Source organism: Tritonibacter multivorans (genome assembly GCF_001458415.1).
In the GTDB taxonomy this organism is placed as follows: Bacteria; Pseudomonadota; Alphaproteobacteria; order Rhodobacterales; family Rhodobacteraceae; genus Epibacterium; species Epibacterium multivorans.
Window position 1 is genome coordinate 16,365 of the sequence record NZ_CYSD01000018.1, and the last position, 25,607, is coordinate 41,971.

Consider the following 25,607-nt stretch of genomic DNA (forward strand, 5'->3'; position numbering starts at 1 on the left):
TGTCGAATATGCGGTTATTGCGGTTCAACTGTCTAGGGGAAGAATGGCGTTTGTTAATCCTTTTTGGGGGTGGGCGTGATCCAAAAAGCGCATATTTTGCTTACATTTGAAGATTCTGTAGGCAGTCGATCGGCGGAGAATCGCAATATTTGTTAACCTTCAAGGCGCTACCCCTTTTGAGGTAGGAATCCCCTCTGTGAGATTCTGTACAACGAGGGGGCGTTTGGGGCATCGGCAGGTGTGGCAATCGCGCAATCCCGGGGGCTAAACGCAGTGTTTTGCTGCCGTCCGGGGCTGGGCAGGGCGGCCATCAGGGGTGGTGAATTGTCAGGCAATCGCGCACGTGTGATTACAATTCGTATAAAAATTTACCACAGTTAATAGAAAATATACCAATCTTGGTTAGGTTTAGACATATATATAGTGTACCCTAACCTTAGCGGACAGGAATCCGATCTACGCGGAGCCGAGCTTATCGGCGGTGGCCATAGACCCAGCAGGTGACAAGGGCAGGCCGTGCAGAACGCACATAAAACGCCGTCGGCGCCGAGCAGAACCCAGAGACACCCCTCGCGGACGCCGCATCGACGGCCGACGACAGCGAACCTGCATGACCCAAGCTGCGCCCGCGTGACCCGACCTGAACCGTCGCCCCGCCTGCTGTGGGGCGCGCGCAGAACAAACGGACATGGCCCTCGAAGGTTCGAGGCACGCAATCCCTTTCAGAACCTTCGCCGTGATCCGACCCGGATCAAGACCTGCCTTCGCGTTTGCCGTCTCGTCGTGCAAACCCCCTCGAAGGCCAGACCAGGAGCAAGACTGACAACACACCCAGGAGAAATACCTAGGATATATACCAGGAGGCGAAGCCACATGAGTAAAGTCGCAGAACTTTTTGCCGAACAATATGGTCAGACGCGCGAGCAGGAGATGTCCTTGCAGGACTATCTGATTGCCTGCCGCGAAGACCCCAGCATGTACGCGAATGTCGCGGAACGCATGCTAAAGGCCATCGGTGAGGAGGAATTGGTAGATACGTCACGAGACAGCCGTCTTGGACCCATCTTCCAGAACCGGACGATCAAACGCTATTCCGCCTTCAAGGATTTCTACGGGATGGAGGATACGGTCGAACGGATCGTCGGCTATTTCCGCCACGCAGCCCAGGGTTTGGAGGAACGCAAACAGATCCTCTATCTCCTTGGTCCGGTGGGGGGCGGTAAGTCCTCGCTGGCAGAGCGGCTGAAACGCCTGGTCGAGGATCAGCCGATCTATGTGCTGAAGGCAGGCGACCAAATCTCTCCGATTTTTGAAAGCCCTCTGGGGCTGTTTGATCCGATCCGCATGGGTAATCTGCTGGAGAAGGAATTCCACATCCCCACCCATCGCCTGCCGGGGCTGATGTCGCCTTGGGCGGTGCAGCGTCTTGATGAATTTGAAGGCGATATCAACAAGTTCTCGGTTGTGCGCCTGTACCCGTCGCGCCTGCGCCGCATCTGTGTGGCCAAGGTGGAGCCGGGTGACGAGAACAATCAGGACATCTCGACCCTCGTCGGCAAGGTCGACATCCGCCAGCTGGAACATTTCAGCCAGGACAACCCGGATGCCTATTCCTTCTCGGGCGGTCTGAACCGGGCAACTCAAGGTGTGCTTGAGTTTGTGGAAATGTTCAAAGCGCCGATCAAAATGCTGCACCCGCTGCTGACGGCGACGCAGGAAGGCAACTATATGGGCACCGAAAGCTTCGGTGCGATCCCATTCTCCGGCCTTATCCTTGCCCATTCCAATGAGTCAGAATGGCAGGCCTTCAAGAACAACAAAAACAATGAGGCCTTCATTGACCGGGTCTCGATCGTTAAGGTGCCCTATTGCCTGCGGGTCTCGGATGAGGCGCAGATCTACGACAAGCTGATCCAGAACTCTGAACTGCGCGAAGCGCCCTGCGCGCCGGAAACGCTGAAAATCCTCAGCCGGTTCTCGGTTCTCACGCGTCTGAAAACACATGAAAACTCCAATCTTTACAGTAAAATGCGGGTCTATGACGGCGAAAGTCTGAAAGACACGGATCCCAAGGCCAAAACGGTGCAGGAATACCAAGACCGCGCCGGTGTGGACGAGGGCATGAACGGGGTTTCGACCCGCTTTGCCTTCAAGGTGCTGTCGTCGGTATTCAACTACGACACCGAAGAGGTGGCGGCGGATCCGGTGCATCTGATGTATGTGCTGGAACAGATGATCAAGCGCGAGCAGTTTCCGACAGAAACCGAGGCGCAGTATCTGGAGTTCATCAAAACCGAGCTCGCCCCCCGTTATGAGGAGTTCATTGGAAACGAGATCCAGAAAGCCTATCTCGAAAGCTATACGGAATACGGCCAGAACGTCTTTGACCGCTATATCGCTTATGCCGACGCCTGGATCGAGGAGCAGGACTATAAGGACCCCGACACCGGGCAGCTTTATGACCGCGAAGTGCTGGATGCAGAGCTCTCGAAAATCGAGAAACCTGTCGGCATCGCCAACCCGAAGGATTTCCGCAATGAGGTGGTGAAATTCGCCCTGCGGCATCGGGCCAACAATGGGGCAAACCCGGCCTGGAACTCCTACGAGAAGCTGCGCGATGTGATTGAAAAGCATATGTTCTCTCAGGTCGAGGAACTGTTGCCGGTGATCTCCTTTGGCTCCAAGAAAGACAGCCAGACCGAAGGCAAACACCTGGAGTTCGTCCAGCGCATGCGCGAGCATGGCTACACAGACCGACAGGTAAGGCGCCTCGTGGAATGGTACATGCGGGTGAACAAGGCGGGCTAATGGACGGGGAGGTGTTATATGCACCATTTCATCGACAGGCGCGCCAATCCGAAAGGAAAAAGTCTTGGGAACCGCCAGCGGTTCCTGCGACGCGCGCGCGAAAACATCAAAGAACGCGTTGACCGTTCGGTCCGGGAGAAATCCATCGGCAAGGGCGACAGCGTGCCCGAGAATGGTGAAAAGGTCACCATTCCGGGCAAGGGTCTGAAAGAGCCGCGGTTTTTTCACGGCCAGGGCGGCAATCGTCGGCATGTGTTGCCGGGCAACAAGGATTTTGTTGTCGGCGACACGCTCGACCGGCCCAAAAGCGGGCAGGGCGAGGGCGGCCGCAAGGGCAGCGAGGATGGCGAAGGCGATGATGCCTTTTCCTTTACGCTGACGCGGGACGAATACCTTGAAATCCTGTTCGACGGGCTGGAACTTCCTGATCTTGTTGAAAAAACCACGGTAGAGACAGAAACCGTTGGAACGCGTCGTGCGGGGCTGACCACGGCGGGGACGCCCAATAACCTCAATCTTGTGCGCACCATGCGCAATTCGCTGGGGCGCCGGATTGCGCTGCAGCGACCATCCACAGCCGAGCAGAAAGAGCTCGAGGCGCAGGTGGCCGACCTTGAGGAGATCGAGGCGCGTTCGCCAAGTCAGGAAGAAATGCTGGAGGCCCTGACGGCCAAACTGGAAGGCATCCGCCGCAAGCGCCGAGTGGTCGGCTATATCGACCCGCTCGACCTGCGGTACGATACTTATGTGCCAGAAAAGATCCGCAATTCCCGCGCGGTGGTCTTCTGTCTGATGGATGTCTCGGGCTCTATGCAAGAGCGCGAGAAAGATCTGGCAAAACGCTTCTTCCTGCTGTTGCATCTGTTCCTGACGCGGTCCTACGAGCACACGGAAATCGTCTTTATCCGCCATACGCATTATGCGCAGGAGGTGGACGAAGAGACGTTCTTCTATGCCCGCGAAACCGGCGGCACCATTGTGTCAACGGCGCTGGAAAAGATGAAGGAAATCATCGACGAACGCTTCCCGCCGGATGAATGGAACATCTATGGCGCGCAGGCGTCGGATGGGGAAAACTTTGGCAATGACTCCAATCGCTGTCGTCAGGTGCTGATCGAACATCTGCTGCCGGTGAGCCAGTTTTTTGCCTATGTGGAGATCGTTCAGGAAGACGCGACCATGCTTCTGGACAACACCGAAGTCGGCGAGGATCTGTGGCAGAACTACCGGCAGGTCAAGGACGCGGCGCGGCATTTTGAAATGCAGCGCGTGGCGGAACCCAGCCATATCTACCCGATCTTCCGCGAGTTTTTCCTGCCCAAGGAGAAAGGATAACAGATGCAGCACGCCCAAACGGCTCCGCTGTTTGATGGTCCTGAATGGACGTTTGAACTGTTGGAAAAGGCCCGTGACGCGATTGAAAAAATCGCGCTCAATGATCTGGGCCTGGATGTCTATCCGAACCAGATCGAGATCATCTCGGCCGAGCAGATGCTGGACGCCTATTCCTGCGTTGGCCTGCCGCTGATGTATCACCATTGGTCCTTTGGCAAACATTTTGCCCGGGACGAGGCGCTGTATCGCACAGGCCGACAGGGGCTGGCCTATGAGATCGTGATCAACTCCAATCCCTGTATCAGCTACAATATGGAAGAAAACACCATGTCCATGCAGACGCTGGTCATGGCGCATGCGGCCTTTGGGCATAACCACTTCTTCAAAAACAACTATTTGTTCCAGCAATGGACCGACGCCGAAGGCATTCACGACTATCTGGCCTTTGCCAAGAACTACATCGCGGCCTGCGAAGAACGCTATGGCCTGGACGAGGTCGAATGGGTTCTGGATGCCGCCCATGCGCTGCAGTCGCAGGGGGTGTTCCGCTATGGCCGCCCCCCCAAACCATCTGCCGAGGAGCGCAAAGCGATGATCGCCATGCGCGAGGCCTATGAAAGCGGGCAAAGCGCGCTTGATATCTGGACAGATGCGGTGATGGATCTGAAGCGTGACCCGGATGATCCCCGTGACGGGGCCGAGGCTGCGCGCCGTCGCACCATGAATCTGCCACAAGAGAACCTGCTGTATTTCCTGGAAAAACACAGCCCCGTTCTGGAGCCCTGGCAGCGCGAAATCCTGCGCATTGTGCGGATGCTGGCGCAGTATCTGTATCCGCAGAAACAGACCAAGGTGATGAACGAAGGCTGCGCGACCTTTGTGCATTACTACATCATCAATGAACTTTACGATCAGGGGCTGATCACCCAAGGCTCGCTGATGGAGATGCTGCACAGCCATACCAATGTGGTCATGCAGCCGGAATTTGATGACCCGCGGTTTGGCGGCATCAACCCTTACGCGCTGGGCTTTGCGATGATGGAGGACATCCGCCGGATCTGTGAAACCCCCACGGATGAGGACAAGGAATGGTTCCCGGAGTTCGCGGGCAATCCGGACTGGCGCGGTGTGATGCGCGATGCCTGGGCCAATTACCGCGACGAAAGCTTTATTCAGCAGTTCCTGTCGCCGCATCTGATCCGCAAGTTCAAACTGTTCACCCTCACCGATGATGAGGATCACCCCAAGCTGGTGATCAGCCAGATTCACAATCGCGCGGGCTATAAGGCGATCCGCCGTGATCTCGCCCGGCAATATGATCTGGCTTATATTGAACCGGATATTCAGGTGACGGATGCGGATCTTAAGGGGGATCGGGTGCTGAAACTCACCCATACGGTGCGGGAAGGGGTGCACCTGTCCGAGGATGACCGGATCGAGGTGATGAACCACCTGCGGCGTCTGTGGGGCTATGATGTGACCCTTGCGGCGGTCGAGGCGGAAATTCCCGGTTAAGGAACCGCGACTGCAAAAGAAAACGCAGGCCGAAAGGCCTGCGTTTTTGTGTGCACAGCGGATGCGAAGATCAGTATTCGACCACCGCGCGGATGGATTTGCCTTCGTGCATCAGGTGGAAGCCGTCGTTGATTTCGTCCAGCGACAGCTTGTGCGTGATCATCGGGTCGATCTCGATCTTGCCGTCCATGTACCAGTCGACGATCTTGGGCACATCTGTACGGCCCGATGCGCCGCCAAAGGCGGTGCCGCGCCAGCTGCGGCCGGTGACCAGCTGGAAGGGACGGGTGGAGATTTCAGCGCCTGCAGGGGCCACGCCGATGATGATGCTTTCGCCCCAGCCTTTGTGCGCCGCTTCCAGCGCGGTGCGCATAACGCTGACATTGCCGGTTGCGTCAAAGGTGTAGTCTGCGCCACCGCCGGTCAGCTCGACCAGATGGGCAACCAGATCGCCTTCGATCTCGGAGGGGTTCACAAAATGGGTCATGCCGAATTTCTCGGCCATCTCGACCTTGCCAGCGTTCAGGTCAACGCCAACGATCTGATCGGCACCGGCCATGCGCAGGCCCTGGATCACATTGAGGCCAATGCCGCCCAGACCAAAGACAATCGCGGTAGAGCCGATCTCGACCTTGGCGGTGTTGATCACTGCACCAATGCCGGTGGTGACGCCGCAACCGATGTAGCAGACCTTGTCAAACGGCGCGTCCTTGCGGATCTTCGCCAGTGCAATCTCCGGCACCACGGTGTGGTTGGCAAAGGTCGAACAGCCCATGTAATGGTGGATCGGGGTGCCATCCAGCATGGAGAACCGGGTGGAGCCATCGGGCAGCAGCCCCGCACCCTGGGTCGAGCGGATCGACTGACACAGGTTGGTTTTCGGGTTCAGGCAGTATTCGCATTCGCGGCACTCGGGCGTGTAGAGCGGGATCACGTGATCGCCAACTTCAAGGCTGGTCACCCCTTCACCCACTTCGATCACAACGCCTGCGCCCTCGTGGCCCAGGATCGCCGGGAAAATGCCTTCGGGGTCGTCGCCAGACCGGGTGAATTCATCCGTATGGCACAGGCCAGTGGCTTTGATCTCGACCAGAACCTCACCCTTGCGGGGGCCTTCGAGGTTCACTTCCATCACTTCGAGGGGTTTGCCGGGGCCCATGGCGACGGCGGCGCGCGTTCTCATCATTGCTTCGTCCTTTAGCTGCGGGCCTCGGCGCGAAGGTTGCGTCACGGACGAGACCACGGGAGTGGCTGTTGGCCGGGGGTGCCCCGGATTAGCTGACTTCAACGATCCACACAGGTTTGCATTATCTTAACGAAGGGGCAACTGCAGGGGTTGAGGCTGTCGGCTTTTGGGGTATGGCTCGGCTTGGCTTGACCCAGCTATAGCGGCGGGATTTTCAGGTCTTAATGCTCAAATGCGACAATTGACCCCTTGTTCCCGGCATCGGGAAAAACTTTATCTCAACGCTTGACCTTCCAGCTGCTGGAGGGGCTAGAATAATGAAATAGTATAACACTTATAACGGCTTAGAGAATGGCGCAGGCAGTCAGACAGGCGAATCTCTCCTTTGGGGTCACGGGGCTAAATTGCGCAGGATGCGCCGGGCGGGCAGAGCGTGCTTTGGCGGCAGCGCCGGGGGTGGTTTCCGCTTCGGTGAATATTGCCTCGAAACAGGCGATGGTCGAGCCGGGCTCTGCGACCCTTGGTGATCTCAGATCCGCGCTGAAACGCGCAGGTTACCCAGCCGCCGAAGCGGTGAGCGAACTGAAGCTCGAGGGGATGAACTGCGCCTCCTGCGTGGGTCGGCTGGAACAGCTGTTTCAGACCCAGCCCGGCGTGATCGAGGCGCAGGTGAATTTGGCCGAAGGCACCGCCCGCATTCGCCATTTGATCGGCCCCGTGGCGGGGCAGGGGCTGGCGCAGGCCGCGACCGAGGCAGGCTATCCGGCGCAGCTTCTGGCCGACCCGGCCGCAGACCTCGCCCAGGCGCAGGGGGCCGAAGACCTCCGCGAGCGGCGCACCCTGCTTCTGGCGCTGGCCCTTGCCCTGCCGCTGTTCCTGATGGAAATGGGCGGGCACATCTACCCGCCCTTGCACCATGCATTGATGCGGCTGTTGGGGCATCAGGAGATCCTGCTGGTGCAATTCCTCCTCTGTACCCTGCTTCTGATCGGGCCGGGGCGGCAGTTTTTCCTGCGCGGTGTGCCCGCCCTGTTGCGCGGCGCGCCGGATATGAATTCGCTTGTTGCGACAGGCACCTTTGCCGCCTGGGCTTATTCGACGCTTGCGGTTTTCCTGCCGGGGCTGTTCCCGCCGGGCAGCGCGCAGGTTTATTTCGAGGCCGCGGGGGTGGTGACCGCGCTTGTGCTGCTGGGCCGCTGGCTTGAGGCCCGCGCCAAGGGCCGCACCGGTGCGGCCATTCGGGCGCTTCTGGACCTGCAACCGCCCGAGGCCGAGGTCATCGCGGCGGATGGATCTTCGTCTTTTTGCGCGCTGAGCGAGGTGCAAACCGGCATGGTGCTGCGGCTGCGTCCCGGCGCAAAGGTGCCTGTGGATGGTGTGGTGATTGACGGCGAAAGCCATGTGAACGAGAGCATGATGACCGGAGAACCGCTGCCAGTGGCCAAAACCATTGGCGCGCGCCTGACTGCAGGGTGCGTCAACGGCGCAGGCGTTCTTGATATGCGCGCCGAAGCTGTCGGCGCGGACACCCGGCTGGCGCAGATCATTGCGATGGTGCGGGCCGCGCAGGGGGGCAAACTGCCTGTGCAGGCTTTGGTCGACCGGGTGACCCTGTGGTTTGTCCCGGCGGTCATGGGGCTGGCGGCGCTGACCGCGCTGGGCTGGCTGCTGTTTGGCCCGGACTTGCCGCACGCTTTGGTGGCGGCCGTCTGCGTGCTGATTATTGCCTGTCCCTGCGCCATGGGATTGGCCACGCCGACCTCGGTCATGGTGGCGCTGGGACGGGCGGCGCAGCTGGGCGTTCTGTTCCGGCGCGGCGATGCGCTGCAACGGTTGGGAGAGGTTGATTGTCTGGTCTTTGACAAGACAGGAACCCTGACCGAAGGCCGCCCAACCCTGAGCGAGATCACGGTTCTGCCGGGGTTTGACCAAGACATGCTTTTGACTCAGGTTGCCAGTCTCGAAGCACGGTCTGAGCACCCGCTGGCCCATGCCTTTGAGGATGTCACTGCGGATCTAAAGGTCGAGGCCCTCGAGGTTCTGGCGGGGCAGGGGCTGCGTGGGCGCGTGGCGGGGCAGGACCTGCGGGTTGGCTCTGCGCGACTGTTACAGGACGCGGGCATAAGCTGCGCGCCGGTGGCTGAACTGGCCGCAGGCTGGGCCGGGCAGGGGGCTGGCGTGATGTATGTGGCCTGTGATGGCGCGTTGGCGGCTGTCATCGCCGTCCGCGACCCCATCCGCGCAGAGGCAAAGGCGGCGCTGTCGGACCTGCGCGCCGAAGGCCTGCGTTTGGTAATGTTGACCGGGGACGGCACCAGCACGGCCCAGCAAGTGGCACAAGAGCTCGGCATCACAGAGGTCCATGCCGAATGCCTGCCCGAAGACAAACATGCCAAGATCGCCGCGCTCAAGGCGAAAGGGGCGCGCCTTGGGTTTGTGGGCGATGGCATCAATGATGCCCCGGCGCTTGCTGCCTCGGACGTGGGGATCACGGTCGGGTCGGGCACGGATGTGGCGATCGAGGCTGCAGATGTGGTGCTGTCAAAGGGCGGGCTGCGGGGGCTGCCGGTGGCGCGCCAGATCAGCCGGGCCGCGATGCGCAATATCCGTCAGAACCTGGGCTGGGCCTTTGGCTACAACGTTGCCCTGCTGCCGGTCGCGGCGGGTGTGCTGGTGCCCTTTGGCGGGCCTTTGTTGTCGCCGACACTGGGGGGCACGGCAATGGCGCTTTCCAGCGTTTTCGTTGTTTCCAACGCCTTGCGCTTGGCTCGCTTTGCCCCCACCTAAGATACACAGGCAATTGCAAGAGGAGGGCAAGCCATGAACATCGGAGACGTCGCAACGCGGTCCGGTTTGCCGCCCAAGACCATTCGCTATTACGAAGACATTGGCCTTATCCGCCCGGCGCGCAGTGCCAATGGCTATCGCTGTTTTCAGGAAACGGATCTGCACAAGCTGACCTTCCTGGCCCGTGCGCGGGAACTGGGGTTTTCGATTGAGGACTGCCGCCTGCTTCTGGGTCTCTACGAGGATGATGCGCGCGCCAGTTCAGACGTCAAAGCCCTGGCTCTGGATCACCTGCGGGCCATTGAGGCCAAAATCGCCGCCCTTGAGGCGATGCGGGCCACCTTGGGGGATCTGGTCCAAGCCTGCGCCGGGGATACGCGGCCGGATTGCCCGATTTTGCAGGGGCTCGCCCGCGCGCCCGACGCGTAATTCCAAAAATCCCTCAGGTCTCGCAATCCAAGTGTGTCTTTCGTCAATTCCTGGCAAGAAATCGGTTTCATTATTTGAGACCGGAAAGGAAGCCGCGAATCGATTCCGCTGATTGGACGGTGTTTCGGAAAATGGTGGAGGATTGATGTCCGGTTGCACGCCACGGGTGTCGCGAATGCGGATAATATACAATTTATAGTCTTTAATTTTTGGTTTTACCCAATGTGCTGGCGTAATCCCGCTTAATGCTTGCCAGCAACGAACAACCTATGGTTTACTTGATTTTGGGTGGTTAACGATCCACGAATTTTTAACGCGATGAGTTAACACTTATTTACAATTGGTTAACTGGAAATTTTTTGTTTGTTTGCGATCAAGTTTTTTGCTTTCATGGCTAAAATAACTACCGGTTGTGAAAAGTGAGGGTGACCACCCTTCAGGATGTTTAAAGTTAGGGGCGAGTAGATCATATGGCTGTAGTGTTGAAAGTAAGACGGTTTGGGGCTTTCGGAGTTTTCCACGAGAACGGCGAAGAAATCCCCTTGGGCGCAAAACATCAGGCCTTGATGGCGCTTTTGATTACCGCGGAAAACGGCATCAGAACGCGGGCTTTTCTGGAAAACACGCTCTGGAGCTTTGCCCAGCCCGAACAGGCCAAAGCCAGCCTGCGCACCGCGCTTTCAACCCTTAGAAAACATATTGGCGTGGCCGCATCCTCTGGACTGGTGGCCAATCGCGAACGGGTCACCCTGGATCTGAGCAGCATTGAAATGATGGATGGCCCGACACGCGGGGTGTTCATGGAAGGGTTTGAGCTTCCGCATGAAGCGGTCTTCGCCGAATGGCTGGCACAGACCCGCGATGAAATGAGCGGCCCGACCGCCGACATGGGGACAATGCCCACCGGGACACGCAACCGGGTGGTGCTGGACGAGCTGCTGCCCTCTATTGCGGTTTTGCCGTTCACGCATCGGTCGCCGGGGCCGTCGACGGCACCCTTGGGCGCGATCCTGTCAGAAGAGCTGTCGCGCCAGCTGTCCCGCAGTCAGGCGTTTTCGGTGACCTCTTATTTGGCCGCGCGCCAGTTCTCGACGGAACAGGTGCGCCCCTCCGAGGTCTCTCAGGTCGCCGGTGTCAGCTATCTGGTGTCTGGATCTGTGTTTGTCAGCGGTCATGAGTTCATTGCGCAGGTGGACCTGCATGACACAGAACGCGAAAGGGTGATCTGGTCGCGCGAGTTCCGGGATGATCTATCGGTACTGCTGATGGGGGACAGTTCGGCCCTGCGCAATGCCACTGGCCAGATCGGACAGACCGTGGTCGGCGAAGCCGTGCGCCTGGTGAATTTCAAACCGCTCACCAATCTTGCGAACCATACTTTGCTGATGGCGGCGATCGTCATGATGCAAAACATGGAAGTCGATCAGTTCAACAAATCCTATGACATTCTGAAAACTCTGATCGACCGCGAAATGCAGCATCCCGTTGTGCTGACATGGGCAGGGATCTGGCATGTGATGCGGGTGGAAAAAGGCCTGTCGGATGACCGGGCCCGGGACCGGATGATGGCGGAAAACCTGGCCGAAGCCGCACTGGCCCAAGACGCGGCGTTTTCCTTGGCGCATACGCTCAAGGGGATGATCTGCAGCCAGTTGACCCATGATTATGACACCGCAGAAAGCGCCTATGACATGGCCCTGCGCGACAATCCAAACGAGGCATTGGCCCTGCTGATGAAAGGGGCAACCCTTGCCATGCAGAACAACCCGGACGAGGCGATCCAGCTGACCGAGGCGGCCCGCCGCCTGACCCCGCTGGGGCCGCAGCGCTATTACTTTGACTCGCTGGCAGCCTCTGTGAACCTTGTGGCACGCAAGTTTGATCGCGCGATCGAACTGGCCGACCAGTCGCTGTCGGAAAACGCGCAATTCCCAGCCAGCCTGCGGACCAAAGCCATTGCGCTTCAGATGTCTGGTCGCAACGAAGAAGCCCGCGATGTCGTGGCCTCTTTGATGAAGGTGATGCCGGACTTCTGTATCGCCCGCTATGTCGAAGAAAACACCGGCGCGGACCCGATCTCGACCTTGGACCATGCAACCGCCCTGCGGGAAGCAGGTGTGCCAGACTAGGGTCCTGTGCGGCAAAACGCTTTCAGGGTTGGCCCCTGCAGCCCTGGCTGCGGGGGCTTTGCAATTGCGGGCAGGGCGATGGCTTTGCGACCGGCAGACAGGCGTTAGTCTTTTATTAACATTGGGGAATTTCGACTTTGGCCGTCAAAGGCAACTTTTTTGCGAAAAACCTCTTGCACCCTTCAGAGACTCTGGGTAGAAGCCCCCTCACAGCGTTGGGATGTAGCCAAGTGGTAAGGCAACTGTTTTTGGTACAGTGTACCGTAGGTTCGAATCCTACCATCCCAGCCACCTTCCTCTGACAGTTGATTTGATCCGCGCAGCACAGGCTCTGGCCGGTCGTGTTGGATGTTTGCGGTTGTTGCTTTGGCGTGGCACGCGGGCAGGCCGATTTATGTTCCGTTTTCTGCGGCTGACATGCGGATTTTTTGCAAATTCTCGTCTCGGATGCTCTTGCACCCTCCAGAGACTCTGGGTAGAAGCTCCCTCACAGCGTTGGGATGTAGCCAAGTGGTAAGGCAACTGTTTTTGGTACAGTGTACCGTAGGTTCGAATCCTACCATCCCAGCCATTTCCTCTCTAAAATCGAGCCTCTGAACCAAGGGCCTTGCGGCGCTCTTTCGATGTGCTGTGTCACAGGATCCAGTCGCCTGTCAGCGCGGTGGCGTCGCTCACCCCCTCAAGCTGTGCAATGAGGCGTCTGTCCCCTGTGTCGGAAAATTCATCAAACCAAAGCCCTGCGCCATCGGCCCTATGTTCCAGATACAGGCGACCGTTATCGATCGCATCCCGCGCTGTGGTGCCAAAGGCCTGTAAAAAGCCCGATAGTACCAGTCGATCACCCTCGGTGAGGGTGAAATCCGTGATCAGATCTCCGGCATCCTGTTTCGCGATAAACACAAAACTGTCGGCACCTCTGCCTCCGGTCAAAATGTCCTGACCTGCGCCGCCTGTCAGCTCATCATCTCCGCCGCCAGCGGACAGAAGATCAGCACCAGCCCCGCCCCAAATAATGTCCGCGCCATCGCCCGAGGTGACCGTATCCTTTCCCTGACCGGTGGAGACGGTATTGCCACCATCTCCCAATGTGATGTGGTTATGGCCCATTTGCGTCCGTACCACATTCGCACCATCACCCGCGGCAAGCGTCAGGGTGCCATGACCGAAACTTTCAGGGCTCTCTTCGATTTGGCCACGGCCGCCACTACGTGTGTGGATCAGATTGTTGCCATGCCCAAGGGTCAGCGATAGGTGGCTCCCGGTGGCAAAGATCCAATTGTCCCCATCACCACCACTGGCCAAGGTGTAGGTGCCCGCCACTACAAGACGATTGTTGCCGTCATCCAGCGCAATGGTCTGCATGCCTGCGGCGGCCCGAATGGTATCGTCACCGGCACCGGCGGTGATCGTCTGGACCCCGTCTTGGGTGCGGATGTGGTCATCCCCTGCACCACCATCAAGCCTATTGAACCCGCTGGATGCATTCAGGCTGTCTTGGCCAGCACCGCCTTCCAGCGTGTCATTTCCTGTCCCCGCCGTCAGCACGTCATCGCCAGCCGCACCGACAAGGTGGTCATCGCCGCCATTGCCACGGATATCGTTGTTCCCGTCATTGCCGCGCCCTTCGTCATTGCCGCTGCCGAGGTTCAGGTTTTCAATATCGGCAGATGCGCCAATCGTGAGCGTCTTGAGGTCTATCTGACTGGGCGTACCATTGATCAGGCTGATCCGGGCGTCATAAGTCACCGCACTGAGGTCAAGCGTATCGGTCCCCCCATCGGTGTCGCGGATCAAGCTGTTGGCCGGGGTCCAGTTCGTTACAAAGCTGTCCGTAATGGTATAAATTGTGTCCCGTTCGGGGGTTGGTTCTGGATCGGGATCCGGCACTGGAATTGGGTCCGGATCTGGTTCGTTGGGTGGATCGGGCAGATCCCCGACATAGACCATGTCCTGAAGATCAGCCGTGGCAGAGAGGCCGCTCAGGAACACCAGATTGTGCCGCTGGCTGTTCCAGGTGACCACAAGCCAAGCCCCGCCTGCGCTGGCCTCCAACAGCAGGGTTCCATCCGAAAACGGCGTTGCCGCGCTGGTGGCAGGGCGATAGCCAATAGCCGTCAAAAGTACTGCGAGGTCCAGTTGATCGCCTGCTGCCGCGCTAAAGTCGGTAATACGGTCTCCGGCCTCATCAACTGCGTGGTAGCGGAACACATCGCCGCCGCTGCCGCCTGTCAACGTGTCCTGCCCGCTGCCCCCAACCAATGTGTCCGCGCCGCCGCCGCCCGCGAGGTGGTCCTGTCCTGCGCCAGTGTCGATAAAATTACTCGCCGCATTGCCAGTTACGCTGTCCTGGCCTGATCCGGTCAAGGCCTCTTCAATCACCACACCGCGCGCAATGGCGAAGTTGCCGCGATAGCCGTTTATGTCCGAAATCTGCTCTGCCCGCAGGTCGAGCGTCTGATTGTAGCTGCGCGAGGCCAGATTGATCGTGTCATACCCGCCGCTGTCAAAAAGGGTAACGGCAAGGGCACCCAGATCCATGCCAATCCGCCCGGTGGTGTCGCCATCGCCATAAACTGTGTTCCCGCTTTCAACGTTTGTGGGGGTGCCATAGAGGTTCTGAACAGCGAGAATATCCGCCAGCTGCGGGCTTGCCAGAAACACATAAGACGCGTCCGTCGTCGTGTTCTGTGTCTGGGTGAAATAGGACATGATCGACAGTTGCCAGCTGTCATTGGCGAAGTGGGCATCTGTGGCATAGCTGGCCGAGCCGTTGTAATCTCCGGTGTGCCCAAGCCCGAGCGCGTGGCCGATTTCATGGATATACGTCTGAAGATAGTAGTCTGGTGACCGGTCATACCAATCAGCTGCAATGTTGATGTGGGTTTCAAGGGTTGTATTGCCTCGCACAGACGTTGCCTGCGCCCAGGCGCCGGGATCACTGTCGTCAAAGCGGATATCAACACCCGACCGCCCCTCGACAAAAGCGATGCCGGTCACCGCAGTCCAGGCGTCCAGGGCCTGACGCGCTGTGGTCTGCCCCTGGGCGGTCAGTGTGCTGAGGTCCACCACCAGTGACCCGCCGGGCGCCACATCATAGCTGTGTCTGCGAAAGTCCTGATCTTCCCAGAACCCGTCGGACAGGTAGTCGGCAATCTGATCCAGCGTATAGGTTGGCAGTGTTGAATAGGTCGTGGGCGCCGGCGTATTGTCCGTCCCGGCGCTAACAAACAGATGGTGGCTTCGATCTCCGCAAATTTCACACATGGCTGCCCCTTCGAGCGTGGTCACAAAGCGGCAGTGCGGTGGCCAGTACAGCACCGCCGCGTTTAACAAAGGCATCACCCGGAACCTTCATTCCTGAGAAAACGCCTGTGGCACTGGTTAAAGATTGGGAGATTGCGCGTGCTGTTCTGCCCGCCGTCCCAAATGGTGAATGAGAGTGTGGCGGATAGATGTTAATAATACGGTGTGTGAAATGCGGATTGATCTATTTTTAGAAACAATCAGGTGGCGGGTCTGGGGATGATCGGTTTTTAAGACCCACTTTTTGGCAACAGGACACGGGCGCATAGGCCTGCGTGGTTTGCTGTGGAGTTATCGGCTTTTGGGTTGTTTTTTAAGGTAAATGTCCCACCATGCGCGCTGGCGATGGCTTCAACCAAAGCGAGGCCCAAACCATTGCCAGGGGTGCTGCGGCTGCGCTCCAGCCGGTACAGTCGCCGGGTTACGCTTTTGCGGTCAGCTTCTGGGATGCCCGGCCCGGTGTCAGAGATTTCAAACCCGTCCGGGGTGACCGCGATCTCAATCTCGGCCTGTGATCCCGCGTGCCGCAGGGCGTTTTCTACCAGGTTGATCATCGCCTGCATCAGCAGGTCGCGTTGTCCCGACTGCAGGCAGGGCGAAACCGGTGTGCGTAGACGCAGGTCTGCCTGCTGATCCTCGGCCACAGGCAGGTACAGCTCGTGCACCTGCCTGGCCACTTCGCAAAGGTCGACCGGTTGCAGGTCGTCGGCACTCAGCCCGCCTTCAATGCGGGCAATCTGCAAAAGGCCCGAGAAAATGGCACTGGCACGGGTGATTTCCTGTTCCAGTGCGTCCAAGGCCGCGGGCGGCACATCTGGCGTGGGCATCTGTTGGCGCAGGGTTTCCAGATGGGCGGACATGCGTTGCAGCGGCGTGCGCAGATCATGCGCAATATCTGCGGACACCTGCTGAAGCGCGCCAACGGTGTCCTGCAGGCGCGCGGCCATGCGGTTCAATCGAAAAGCCACACGGTCCAGATCATCCATGGTCTCCAGATCCGCCGGGCGTTCTGGCAGGCGGCTGCCAAGCTCCCCACGCGACAACTGCGCCAGCATGGTCTCGATCGCGGCCAGCCGATGCGCATTGCGCCGCGCGCTCCAGCTGCCCAGAAGCAACGACAGCAGCACCGTTGGCCCAAGGGTCAGTAAAAGCAGTTCGCTAAAGGTCCGCCGCAGATCCTCGAGCGGGGCAAGGCTGGCCCCCAGGATCACCAGCCCACTGTCGAACTGGCGGACCTCTTGAATATACTCCTTGGCCAGTGGCCGCCCGTCGAGCGGAAAGAGATCAGCGCCGCCGCCGTGGCGTTTCACCCGCGCATTGCCGCTGCGGCTGCCATCGCGGCCAAGAAACGCAATCACCGTCTCTGCGGGATCTGCGGCTTCGGCCTTGGCAGCAACAATTGCGGCCATTGCGCGGGGGGTGGCCGAGACCTCGAGCTCTTCCATATGCCGGGTCAGCTGGCTTTCCAGCGCGCGCAGGCTGTCTTGCCGCATTTTCAGATAGGTGCCGCCAAGCGCGGTCATATTGATCACCGCAAACAGGGCCGTCAGCCCCAGCGCCTGTCGCACAGGGGTGGCGCGCAACAGCTGCCGCAGGCGCGCAGAGGGCAAGCGAGCGGGGCGCTCAGTCGTCAAGGCGGTAGCCTGCGCCGCGCACGGTTGTAATCAGTGCGCGCTCAAAGGGTTTGTCGAATTTGGCCCGCAGACGGCTCATGTGGGTTTCGACCACATTGGTCTGCGGATCAAAGGTCAGGCCCCAGACGGTTTCCAGCAGCATGGTGCGGGTCAGGACCCGTCCCTTGGCACGGATCAGCGCCTCGAGCAGGGCAAATTCGCGCGGCAGCAGATCGATTTCCTGACCCTGTCGCTGCACCCGGCGTCGCAGCAGGTCCATTTCCGCATCGGCCACCCGCAGAACGGTGTCCTGCGCCTTGATCTCGGGGCGCCGCGCGAGCGCGTCGAGCCGCGCCGACAGTTCCCCAAAGGCAAAGGGTTTGACCAGATAATCGTCACCGCCTGCGCGCAGCCCTTCGATGCGGTCCTGCAAGCCATCCATTGCTGTCAGAAACAGCGCGGGCGTGGTGATCTGGGCGGCGCGCAGAGCTTTCAGCAGCGACAGCCCATCCAGCCCCGGCACCATGCGGTCCAGCACCATAACATCAAACGCCGTGGCCGTGGCCGCAGCCAGCGCGTCGCGCCCGTCGTTCAGGTGATCGACGGTGTGGCCCTCTTCGCGCAGGCCGCGGCAGAGGTAATCGGCAGTTGTGGCGTCGTCTTCGACAAGCAGGACATGCATGGGGCTATCAGGAGGCAGAGCGTTGGAAACCGGGATAGAACGTTAACCGCAAATGTCGGGCGCGCGGGGACGGTTTGCAAGGGGGCGCAAGATTACAAATTTGCAACCCATAACCGGATGGTCCTGCAATCAAGCCACGGCAATCTCTGGGGCATAGACAGAACGACCCCGGGCGCTGGGCCTGGGCGAAACAGGAGACTGCTCCATGACACAGATGAATTCCAACCGCCTGCGCGCAGTGCACCCTTCGGCCCCGCGTGCGATCCCGCGCAACGCTGCTTTTGCCCTGGCTCTGGCTGCGGCTCTTGGTGCGGGTGCGCTGATGCCCGTTGGCGCGGCGCAGGCCAATGCGCCGCTGCCACAGGGCGGCTATGTGGATCTGGTCCAGACCGTCAGCCCGGCTGTGGTGACCATTGAGGTCGAGAAAACCGCAAATCCGGTGCAGAAATCCGGTGCCGAAGGTGCCTTTCCGTTTGAAGAGTTTTCCAAACGTTTCGGCATGCCCATGCCGCATGCCAAACCGCAGGCGCCCAAAGGCGGTGTCCAGCGCGGCGTAGGCAGTGGCTTTGTGATCGAAGCCGATGGCGTGATTGTCACCAATGCACATGTGGTCGAAGGGGCCGATAAGGTCACCGTCAACCTGAAGGACGGCCGCAGCTTTGAGGCAGAGGTCACGGGGCTGGATCGGGCGACTGATATTGCCGTCCTGAAAGTTGAGGCCACCGACCTGCCAAGCCTGAAATTCGGGGCGTCCGATGCGCTGATGGTGGGCCAGCCGGTGGTGGCAGTGGGCAACCCCTTTGGGCTGGGTCAAACCGTGACAACTGGCATCGTTTCGGCGCTGGGGCGCGACATCAAAGCGGGGCCTTTTGACGACTTTATCCAGACCGATGCGGCGATCAACCGGGGCAACTCGGGCGGGCCGCTGTTGAATAACGCAGGCGAGGTCGTGGGCATCAATACCGCGATCTTCAGCCCCAGTGGTGGGTCCGTTGGATTGGGCTTTGCGGTGCCAAGCGCGCTGGCGCAGGATATTGTCGCCGATCTGCGCGATGATGGTCAGGTGGAGCGCGGTTACCTTGGCGTGATGATCGCGCCGCTGAGCGAAGAGGTGGCCGCTGTGCTGGGGTTCGACGATCAGGAAGGGGCCATGATTTCAGAGGTCAGCAAAGACACCGCCGCCGCCAAGGCAGGTTTGCGCAAAGGGGATATTGTGCTGGAAGTGGACGGTGAAACGGTCACCTCGCCGCGCGATCTGACCCGGATGATTGCGACCCAAGGGCCGGGCAAGGATGTCACGCTGCAGATCCTGCGGGCCGGGGAACGTCAGGAGATTGCGGTGACTTTGGGCCGTCGCGCCGAACAGGAAACCTGAGCGCGGCAGGCCAGCTGCGCGAGGGGGGCTCCCGCCTGCGCGGCAGGCCCTTCCTGCGGGAAGGGCCACGCGCGCCGTTGGGCCACGCGCCGCGCTGTCGCGCGGCGCGGTTGCGTCCGGGGCATCTGTTGCGATCAGCTAGGTGCGTTTGCGGCGGATACGGGTGCCACTGTTTCAGTTGCGACTGTTGGGTCCGAGAGGGCTTCGACCTCTTTCGGCCAGGTCAGCATCAGAATGGCGCAGCCTGAAATCGAAGATGACGCCAGCGTGTCCGGCAGATCCCGCAGGGCGCAGTGCAAGAGCTGTTCGCCGGGTTTGGCCACGTCGGCCGCGATCCGCAGGCGCGCGCCGTCGGGCACGCCCCGTGCGATCAGCCCGTCGCGGATGCGGGCGGCCTGCCGTACCGACATATAGAACACCGTATTGGTGCCGGGGCGCGCATGCAGTGCGCTTTCGGGCAGCGGGTCGCCTTCGCGGCAGGTGCCGGTGGTCAGGATCAATGTGTCTGAAACCCCGCGTTCCGTCAGCGACAGCTGCATATGGGCAGCGGCGGCACAGGCGGCGGTGACACCGGGCACCACCTCGACCGCAAGACCGGCCGCGCGCACTGCGGTCAGCTCTTCGGTCACTCGGCCAAATATACTGGGATCGCCAGATTTCAGGCGCACCACGCGCAGGCCCTTCTGCGCTTCTTCGACGATCTTGGCATCAATGCGTGGCTGCGGCCAGGCGTGGGCCCCGACCTCTTTGCCGACATAGATCCGCCGCGCCTTGCGCGGGGCCAGGGCCACCACTTCGGGTTCAACAAGCCGGTCATAGAGGATCACATCCGCCGCCTCGATGCAGCGGAGGGCGCGCAGGGTCAGCAGATCTATGGCACCGGGGCCAACGCCCACAAGGGCCACATGCCCCCGGCGCACCGTGCCAAAGCCGGGCACCGCAGGGCGTATGGCATCCGCCACGCTGTCCCATGTACCGCGCACCCGCGCCGTGATCCCGGACCAGACGGTCTGGCGCAGCCGGGCAATCATTCCGCCGCCTCCGCCATGTGCACGCGCGCCAGCAGATCTGCGATCTCGGGACGGCAGGAGCCACAGTTGGTGCCCGCGTCCAATGCCTCGCCAATGGCGTCCACGGTCATCAACCCGCGGGTTTCAATGGCGTCCAAGATCGTATTGATCCCGACCGAGAAACAGGAACACAGCACGGGGCCGGGATCCGGCAGATCCAGCGGCGCACGGCCGGTCAGCACGCCTGCGGCCTCGCTGCCGGGCAGGCGCGCAAGGTAATCGCGCATCACGGCCACGGGCTCGGGCGCGACAAACAGCGCCGCCAGCAGGCGGCCTTCGTCGTGGAAGGCGATCCGCGCGGTGCCCTTGGCCGGGTCGCGCATCACTTGGGCGGTGGCCTCCGGCAGGTTGAAGATCTTGCGGGCTTCGACCTCCCAATCCGCGGGGGCGTTCAGGCCTGCAAGCTCTGCCCGCCAGCCCTGCTGCGTCCGCGCACGGGCCCAGTATTCGCAGGCCGGGTCCAGATCCTCGGCGCAGATCGCAAAGCCGTACCAAGCAGCTTTGTAGGGCGCGAGCGCCACGACAGAGGCTTTGCTTTCGGGCTGACCAGAGACCGGATCGACAAAAGGCGCCACCAGCTGGTCGATACGTGCGGAGGGGGCGGTTTCACCGGTCCAGTGGATCGGGGCAAAGACATCGCCGCGGCGCACGTCTGTGGTGATGCGGGCGCGCAGAATGGACTGCCCCTGCGGGCTGGTGAGCTGCACCAGATCGGCCGCAGTGATCCCCAAACCTTCGGCGTCCTGCGGGTGGATGTCGACAAAGGGTTCGGCAAGGTGGCTTGACAAGCGCGGGCTGAGGCCGGTGCGCGTCATCGTGTGCCACTGGTCGCGAATGCGGCCTGTGTTCAGGCGGAAGGGGTATTTCGGCGCGCGTTTGGTTGCCGGCGCACGATGCGTTACCGCCAGCATCTTGGCTTTGCCGCCGGCGTGAAAGAACTGCCCATCGGCAAAGAAACGACCGCCCTGTCGGGTGTCAGAGATTGGCCAGCGGGTGGGGCGAAGCGCGTCATAATCCGCGTTGGACATCCCGTCCCAACCCGACAGATCCAAATCCTTACCAAACACGCGGGCGGCAGTGGACAACGCCGTGTATTCGCGGAAAATGTCGGCCTCGGTCTCGTAATCAAACGCCTCAGCCCAGCCCATCCGTTTGGCCACATCACAGAGGATCTTCCAGTCTGCGCGGGCCTGACCGGGGGCAGGCATCAATGACCGTTGACGACTGATCGTTCGGTCAGAATTGGTGACAGTACCGGATTTTTCACCCCAGGCACTGGCGGGCAGGATCACATCGGCCAGACGCGCAGTGTCGGTGGTGGCGGTAATATCGCTGACAACGGTAAAGTCGCAATTCTGGATCGCCTCGGCCACGCGGCCTGCGTCGGGCAGGGTGACGGCCGGGTTGGTGTGGATCACCCACAGTGCCTTGATCTTTCCCGCATGAATGGCCTCGAACATATCGACAGCTTTCAGGCCTTGGGTCGTGGCGATTGTCGGCGCATTCCAATGGGACTGCACCAGATCGCGGTGCGCTTCGTTTTCAATATCAAGGTGATTGGCCAGCATATTTGCCAGACCGCCAACCTCGCGGCCGCCCATCGCATTGGGCTGACCGGTGACGGAAAACGGACCGCAGCCCGGCAGACCAATCCGGCCCGTCGCCAGATGACAGTTCAGGATCGCGTTGACCTTATCCGCGCCCGACGACGACTGGTTCACGCCCTGGCTGTAGATCGTCACCACCTTTGGGTTGCCGATCCACATATCGCAGAAGGCCTGCACCAGATCGGCGTCCAGCCCGGTGGGGTCGAGGCTTGCGTCCTTGGCCGTCGACAACGCGGCGTCAAAACCGTCGACATTGTTGAGGAAATCTGCCTCCACCGCGCCTTGCGCGTCGATCTGTGCCAGCAGGTGGTTAAACAGCGCTACATCAGACCCGGACCGCAGCGGCAGATGCAGGTCGGCCCCGTCACAGGAGGCGGTGCGGCGCGGGTCGATGACAACGATCTTTGTGCCCCGTTCCGCGCGTGCGACCATCAGGCGTTGGTACAGAACCGGGTGACACCACGCGAGGTTCGAGCCCACCAGCACCACAAGGTCAGCCTGTTCCAGATCCTCATAAGTGCCGGGCACCGTGTCGGTGCCAAAAGCGCGCTTGTGTCCCGCAACCGAGGACGCCATGCACAGACGCGAATTGGTGTCGATATTGGCCGACCCGATGAAGCCTTTCATCAGCTTATTGGCCACATAATAGTCTTCGGTCAGCAGCTGGCCCGAGACATAGAAGGCCACACTGTCGGGGCCGTGTTCGGCAATCGTTGTGCTGAATTTTTCGGCCACCAGATCCAGCGCATTGTCCCAGGACGCGTTAATGCCGTGGATGCGGGGCGCGAGCAGACGCCCCTCCAGACCCACGGTTTCCCCAAGTGCGGACCCTTTGGAACAGAGCCGCCCCAAGTTGGCGGGATGGGAGGGGTCTCCCTTGACCTCAACGCCCCCCTCCGCATCCCGCCGCAGCAGGACACCGCATCCCACACCGCAATAAGGGCAGGTGGAGCGGGTCCATGTCTGGTCGTCAGAGAATTGGTCTTCGCGGCTCATGCGGCGCTCCGCTTGCCCAGCTCTTCGCCGTCCATCAGGATACGGCCGTCTTCCACTTTGACAGAAAAGGTGGCGATCTGGCCGTCGTCCGCGCCCTGGGCTTCGCCGCTTTCCAGGGAAAACACCCAATTGTGCAGCGGGCAGGTCACGGATTTGCCGTGCACGATGCCCTCAGAGAGGGGGCCGCCTTTGTGGGGGCACCGATCCGAGGTCGCAAAGACCTCTTCCTCGTCGGTGCGGAACAGCGCCACACAGCCCAGCGGGGTTTTCACGATGCGCGCGCCGCGCACCGGGATATCGTTCAGGGCACCTACGTCGATCCAGCTCATTCCGCGGCCTCCAGGGTCAGATCTGCAAGAGGTTGATAATCTTCCGCTTTTTCCTTGGCATGTTCCGCCCAGGGGTCTTTGCGGTAGATGGATTGCGACAGCTCGAACCGATCAGCCAGCGCCTTGCGATTGCCTAGGTCGTCAACGATCTGTTCCTTGATCCAATCCAGCCCCACCTTGGCCATCCATTTGTAAATCCGGTCGAGGTATTTGGCGTTCTCGCGGTAGATCTGCGTCATCGCCGAGATCACCTCCATCGCCTCTTCCTCGGTTTCGACCTTGCACAGGACTTCGGTGCCTTTGATCTCCATGCCGGCCGCGCCGCCAACGTGGATTTCATAACCGCTGTCGACACAGATCACGCCAATGTCCTTGCAGGTCGCTTCGGCACAATTGCGCGGGCAGCCGGACACGGCGAGCTTCAGTTTATGCGGCGTCCAAGACCCCCAGAGGTGCTTTTCAAGCTTGATGCCCAGACCCGTGGAGTCCTGCGTGCCAAAACGGCAGTGGTCGGTGCCGACACAGGTTTTCACCGTGCGCAGACCTTTGGAGTAGGCGTGCCCCGACACCAAACCGGCCTGACCCAGATCGTACCAGATTGAGGGCAGGTCTTCGCCTTTGACGCCCAACAGGTCAATGCGCTGACCGCCGGTGACCTTCACGGTCGGCACTTTATATTTGTCCGCCGCATCCGCAATGGCGCGCAGCTCGTCCGGGGTGGTGATCCCGCCCCACATGCGCGGCACAACGCTATAGGTGCCGTCTTTCTGGATATTGGCGTGCTTGCGTTCGTTTACAAAACGGGACTGCGGGTCGTCCTGATATTCCACCGGCCAATCCGCGAGCAGATAGTAGTTGATCGCCGGGCGGCAGCTGTGACAGCCGTTGCGGGTCTTCCAGCCCAACTCCTGCCAGACCGCCTCTTGGGATTTCAGCTCTTTCGACTTGATCAGGCGACGCACATCTTCGTGGGTCAGATCGGTACAGCCACACATGGGCGCGGCCACCGGCATCTTGAAATCATCGCCCAGTTCGACCTGCAAAAGCTGCTCGACAAGACCGGTGCAGGTGCCACAAGAGGCCGAGGCCTTGGTGGTGCCACGGATCGCGCCCAGATCGCCAGCGCCCGCCTCAATGGCCGCCACAATATCGCCTTTGGAAACGCCGTTACAGCCACAGATCTCCGCATCAAGCGGCAATGCTGCAACGGCTGAGAGAGGGTCCGCAGTGGCGCCCCCCTGATAGGCCGGGCCAAAGATCAGCGTATCGCGCATCTCGGAAATATCTGTGCCGTCCTTGATCATGCCAAAGAACCAGCTGCCATCTGCGGTGTCGCCATACATCACGGCGCCGATGATCTTGTTGTCCTCAATGACCAGACGCTTGTAGACGCCGCGCGCGGGATCACGGAACAGAATATCCTCGCGGCCCTCGGCCTCTGCGAAATCGCCTGCGCTGAACAGGTCACAACCAGTGACCTTCAGCTTGGTGGACAGGGTCTTCTGCTCGTATTTCGCCTCTTCGCCCAGCAGGGTCTTGGCGACCACTTTTGCCTGATCGTACAGCGGCGCGACCAGACCAAAGACCATCCCGTCATGTTCGACACATTCGCCCACGGCGAGGATGTTTTCATCCGAGGTGATCATCTGATCATCCACATGGATGCCGCGCCCGGTCGCCAGACCGGATTCTGCGCCAAGCGCGATGTTCGGGCGGATCCCAACGGCCATGACCAACAGATCACAGGGCAGCTCGGTGCCATCATCCAGCATCAGCGCGCTGACTTTGCCGTCGACGCCTTTGATCTCTTTGGAGTTTGCATTGCAAAGGACGGTGATGCCTTTGTCTTCCAGCGATTTCTTCAGCAGATAGCCGGCGGCCTCATCCAGCTGACGTTCCATGAGGTGGCCCATGATGTGCACGACGGTGACATCCACACCATGCGCGGCCATGCCAGCCGCGGCTTCCAGCCCCAGAAGGCCGCCGCCAATGACAACAACCTTGTCGCCTGCGCGCTTGGCCATCATGGCTTGGGTGTCTTCCAGATCGCGGTAGGCAATCACCCCGTCCAGATCATGGCCGGGCAGGGGGATAATGAAGGGGTTCGAGCCTGTGCCAAACAGCAGCTTGTCATAGGCCAGCACGTCGCCATTCTCCGCTGTCACAGTCTTGGCGGCGCGGTCGATCGACACGATCTTTTCGCCAAAGCGGCAGGTGACAGTGTTGTCTTCATACCAGGCGGAGTCGTGGATCACGATCTCTTCATAGGTTTTGTCACCCGCCAGCACAGGGGACAGCATAATGCGGTCATAGTTGCCGCGCGGCTCTGCGTTGAAGAGGGTGACGTCATAGGCATCCGGGTTGGCCGCAAACAGCTGCTCCAGCGCCCGGCCAGAGGCCATGCCGGCCCCGATTACGATCAGTTTTTGTTTTGTCATAGTGT

At 60.2% G+C, this 25,607-nt stretch carries 15 protein-coding genes and 2 tRNA genes; 9 read left to right on the top strand and 8 right to left on the bottom strand.

The window, feature by feature from the left end; translation table 11 throughout:
* The first annotated feature begins 873 nt into the window (after positions 1–873).
* From TRM7557_RS06070 to TRM7557_RS06080, 3 genes are read left to right on the top strand one after another with little or no spacing between them, the layout of a single operon-like run.
* Positions 874–2,808: a PrkA family serine protein kinase gene (locus TRM7557_RS06070; RefSeq protein WP_058289331.1), complete on the top strand. Its 1,935-nt coding sequence runs from the start codon at positions 874–876 to the stop codon at positions 2,806–2,808.
* Between the two features lie 18 nt (positions 2,809–2,826).
* Positions 2,827–4,143: a YeaH/YhbH family protein gene (locus tag TRM7557_RS06075; RefSeq protein WP_058289332.1), complete on the top strand. Its 1,317-nt coding sequence runs from the start codon at positions 2,827–2,829 to the stop codon at positions 4,141–4,143.
* Between the two features lie 3 nt (positions 4,144–4,146).
* Positions 4,147–5,658: a SpoVR family protein gene (locus tag TRM7557_RS06080; RefSeq protein ID WP_058289333.1), complete on the top strand. Its 1,512-nt coding sequence runs from the start codon at positions 4,147–4,149 to the stop codon at positions 5,656–5,658.
* A 70-nt stretch (positions 5,659–5,728) separates the two neighbouring features.
* Here TRM7557_RS06080 and TRM7557_RS06085 read toward each other — a convergent pair whose 3' ends face one another.
* Positions 5,729–6,841 carry an S-(hydroxymethyl)glutathione dehydrogenase/class III alcohol dehydrogenase gene (locus tag TRM7557_RS06085; RefSeq protein WP_058289391.1) on the bottom strand — a complete coding sequence of 371 codons (1,113 nt, stop codon included), beginning with the start codon at positions 6,839–6,841 and terminating at the stop codon, positions 5,729–5,731.
* A 354-nt stretch (positions 6,842–7,195) separates the two neighbouring features.
* On the opposite strand from TRM7557_RS06085, the gene TRM7557_RS06090 reads away from it, so the two are divergent.
* The 5 genes from TRM7557_RS06090 (at position 7,196) to TRM7557_RS06110 (ending at position 12,760) form a co-directional block, all read left to right on the top strand.
* Complete coding sequence (locus TRM7557_RS06090; protein ID WP_058289334.1) at positions 7,196–9,631, top strand: heavy metal translocating P-type ATPase; 2,436 nt, start codon at positions 7,196–7,198, stop codon at positions 9,629–9,631.
* 33 nt (positions 9,632–9,664) lie between these two features.
* Positions 9,665–10,060, top strand: a complete 396-nt coding sequence (gene cueR / locus TRM7557_RS06095; protein ID WP_058289335.1) for a Cu(I)-responsive transcriptional regulator — start codon at positions 9,665–9,667, stop codon at positions 10,058–10,060.
* Positions 10,061–10,530: 470 nt separating this feature from the next.
* Positions 10,531–12,189 (top strand): tetratricopeptide repeat protein, encoded by a 1,659-nt coding sequence (locus TRM7557_RS06100; protein ID WP_058289336.1) that lies wholly within the window; start codon positions 10,531–10,533, stop codon positions 12,187–12,189.
* 216 nt (positions 12,190–12,405) lie between these two features.
* Positions 12,406–12,480, top strand: a tRNA-Gln gene (locus TRM7557_RS06105).
* A 205-nt stretch (positions 12,481–12,685) separates the two neighbouring features.
* Positions 12,686–12,760: transfer RNA gene (locus tag TRM7557_RS06110), tRNA-Gln, on the top strand.
* A gap of 62 nt (positions 12,761–12,822) precedes the next feature.
* Here the strand turns inward: TRM7557_RS06110 and TRM7557_RS06115 are convergent.
* From TRM7557_RS06115 to TRM7557_RS06125, 3 genes are all read right to left on the bottom strand, one after another.
* The gene (locus TRM7557_RS06115; protein WP_058289337.1) at positions 12,823–15,528 is read right to left on the bottom strand and encodes a M10 family metallopeptidase C-terminal domain-containing protein; all 2,706 of its coding nucleotides are present in this window, start codon (positions 15,526–15,528) and stop codon (positions 12,823–12,825) included.
* Between the two features lie 194 nt (positions 15,529–15,722).
* Positions 15,723–17,102, bottom strand: a complete 1,380-nt coding sequence (locus tag TRM7557_RS06120) for a sensor histidine kinase (protein ID WP_058289338.1) — start codon at positions 17,100–17,102, stop codon at positions 15,723–15,725.
* Positions 17,103–17,115: 13 nt separating this feature from the next.
* A complete protein-coding gene (locus tag TRM7557_RS06125) occupies positions 17,116–17,787 on the bottom strand; it encodes a winged helix-turn-helix domain-containing protein (protein ID WP_058289339.1) in 672 nt (223 codons plus the stop codon).
* 205 nt (positions 17,788–17,992) lie between these two features.
* Between TRM7557_RS06125 and TRM7557_RS06130 the strand changes: the two genes are divergently transcribed.
* On the top strand, positions 17,993–19,162 hold the full coding sequence (locus tag TRM7557_RS06130; RefSeq protein WP_235811417.1) for a S1C family serine protease: 1,170 nt from the start codon (positions 17,993–17,995) through the stop codon (positions 19,160–19,162).
* A gap of 134 nt (positions 19,163–19,296) precedes the next feature.
* Here TRM7557_RS06130 and cobA read toward each other — a convergent pair whose 3' ends face one another.
* From cobA to nirB, 4 genes are read right to left on the bottom strand one after another with little or no spacing between them, the layout of a single operon-like run.
* Positions 19,297–20,193 (bottom strand): uroporphyrinogen-III C-methyltransferase, encoded by an 897-nt coding sequence (gene cobA, locus TRM7557_RS06135; RefSeq protein ID WP_082626527.1) that lies wholly within the window; start codon positions 20,191–20,193, stop codon positions 19,297–19,299.
* The gene (locus tag TRM7557_RS06140; protein ID WP_058289340.1) at positions 20,190–22,835 is read right to left on the bottom strand and encodes a nitrate reductase; all 2,646 of its coding nucleotides are present in this window, start codon (positions 22,833–22,835) and stop codon (positions 20,190–20,192) included. Before TRM7557_RS06140 ends, cobA begins: the two co-directional genes overlap by 4 nt.
* Positions 22,832–23,164, bottom strand: coding sequence for a nitrite reductase small subunit NirD (gene nirD / locus TRM7557_RS06145; protein ID WP_058289341.1), 333 nt, complete (start codon positions 23,162–23,164; stop codon positions 22,832–22,834). Before nirD ends, TRM7557_RS06140 begins: the two co-directional genes overlap by 4 nt.
* Positions 23,161–25,602: a nitrite reductase large subunit NirB gene (gene nirB / locus TRM7557_RS06150; protein ID WP_058289342.1), complete on the bottom strand. Its 2,442-nt coding sequence runs from the start codon at positions 25,600–25,602 to the stop codon at positions 23,161–23,163. The genes nirD and nirB overlap by 4 nt, the downstream gene beginning before the upstream one ends.
* Positions 25,603–25,607: the final 5 nt, after the last annotated feature.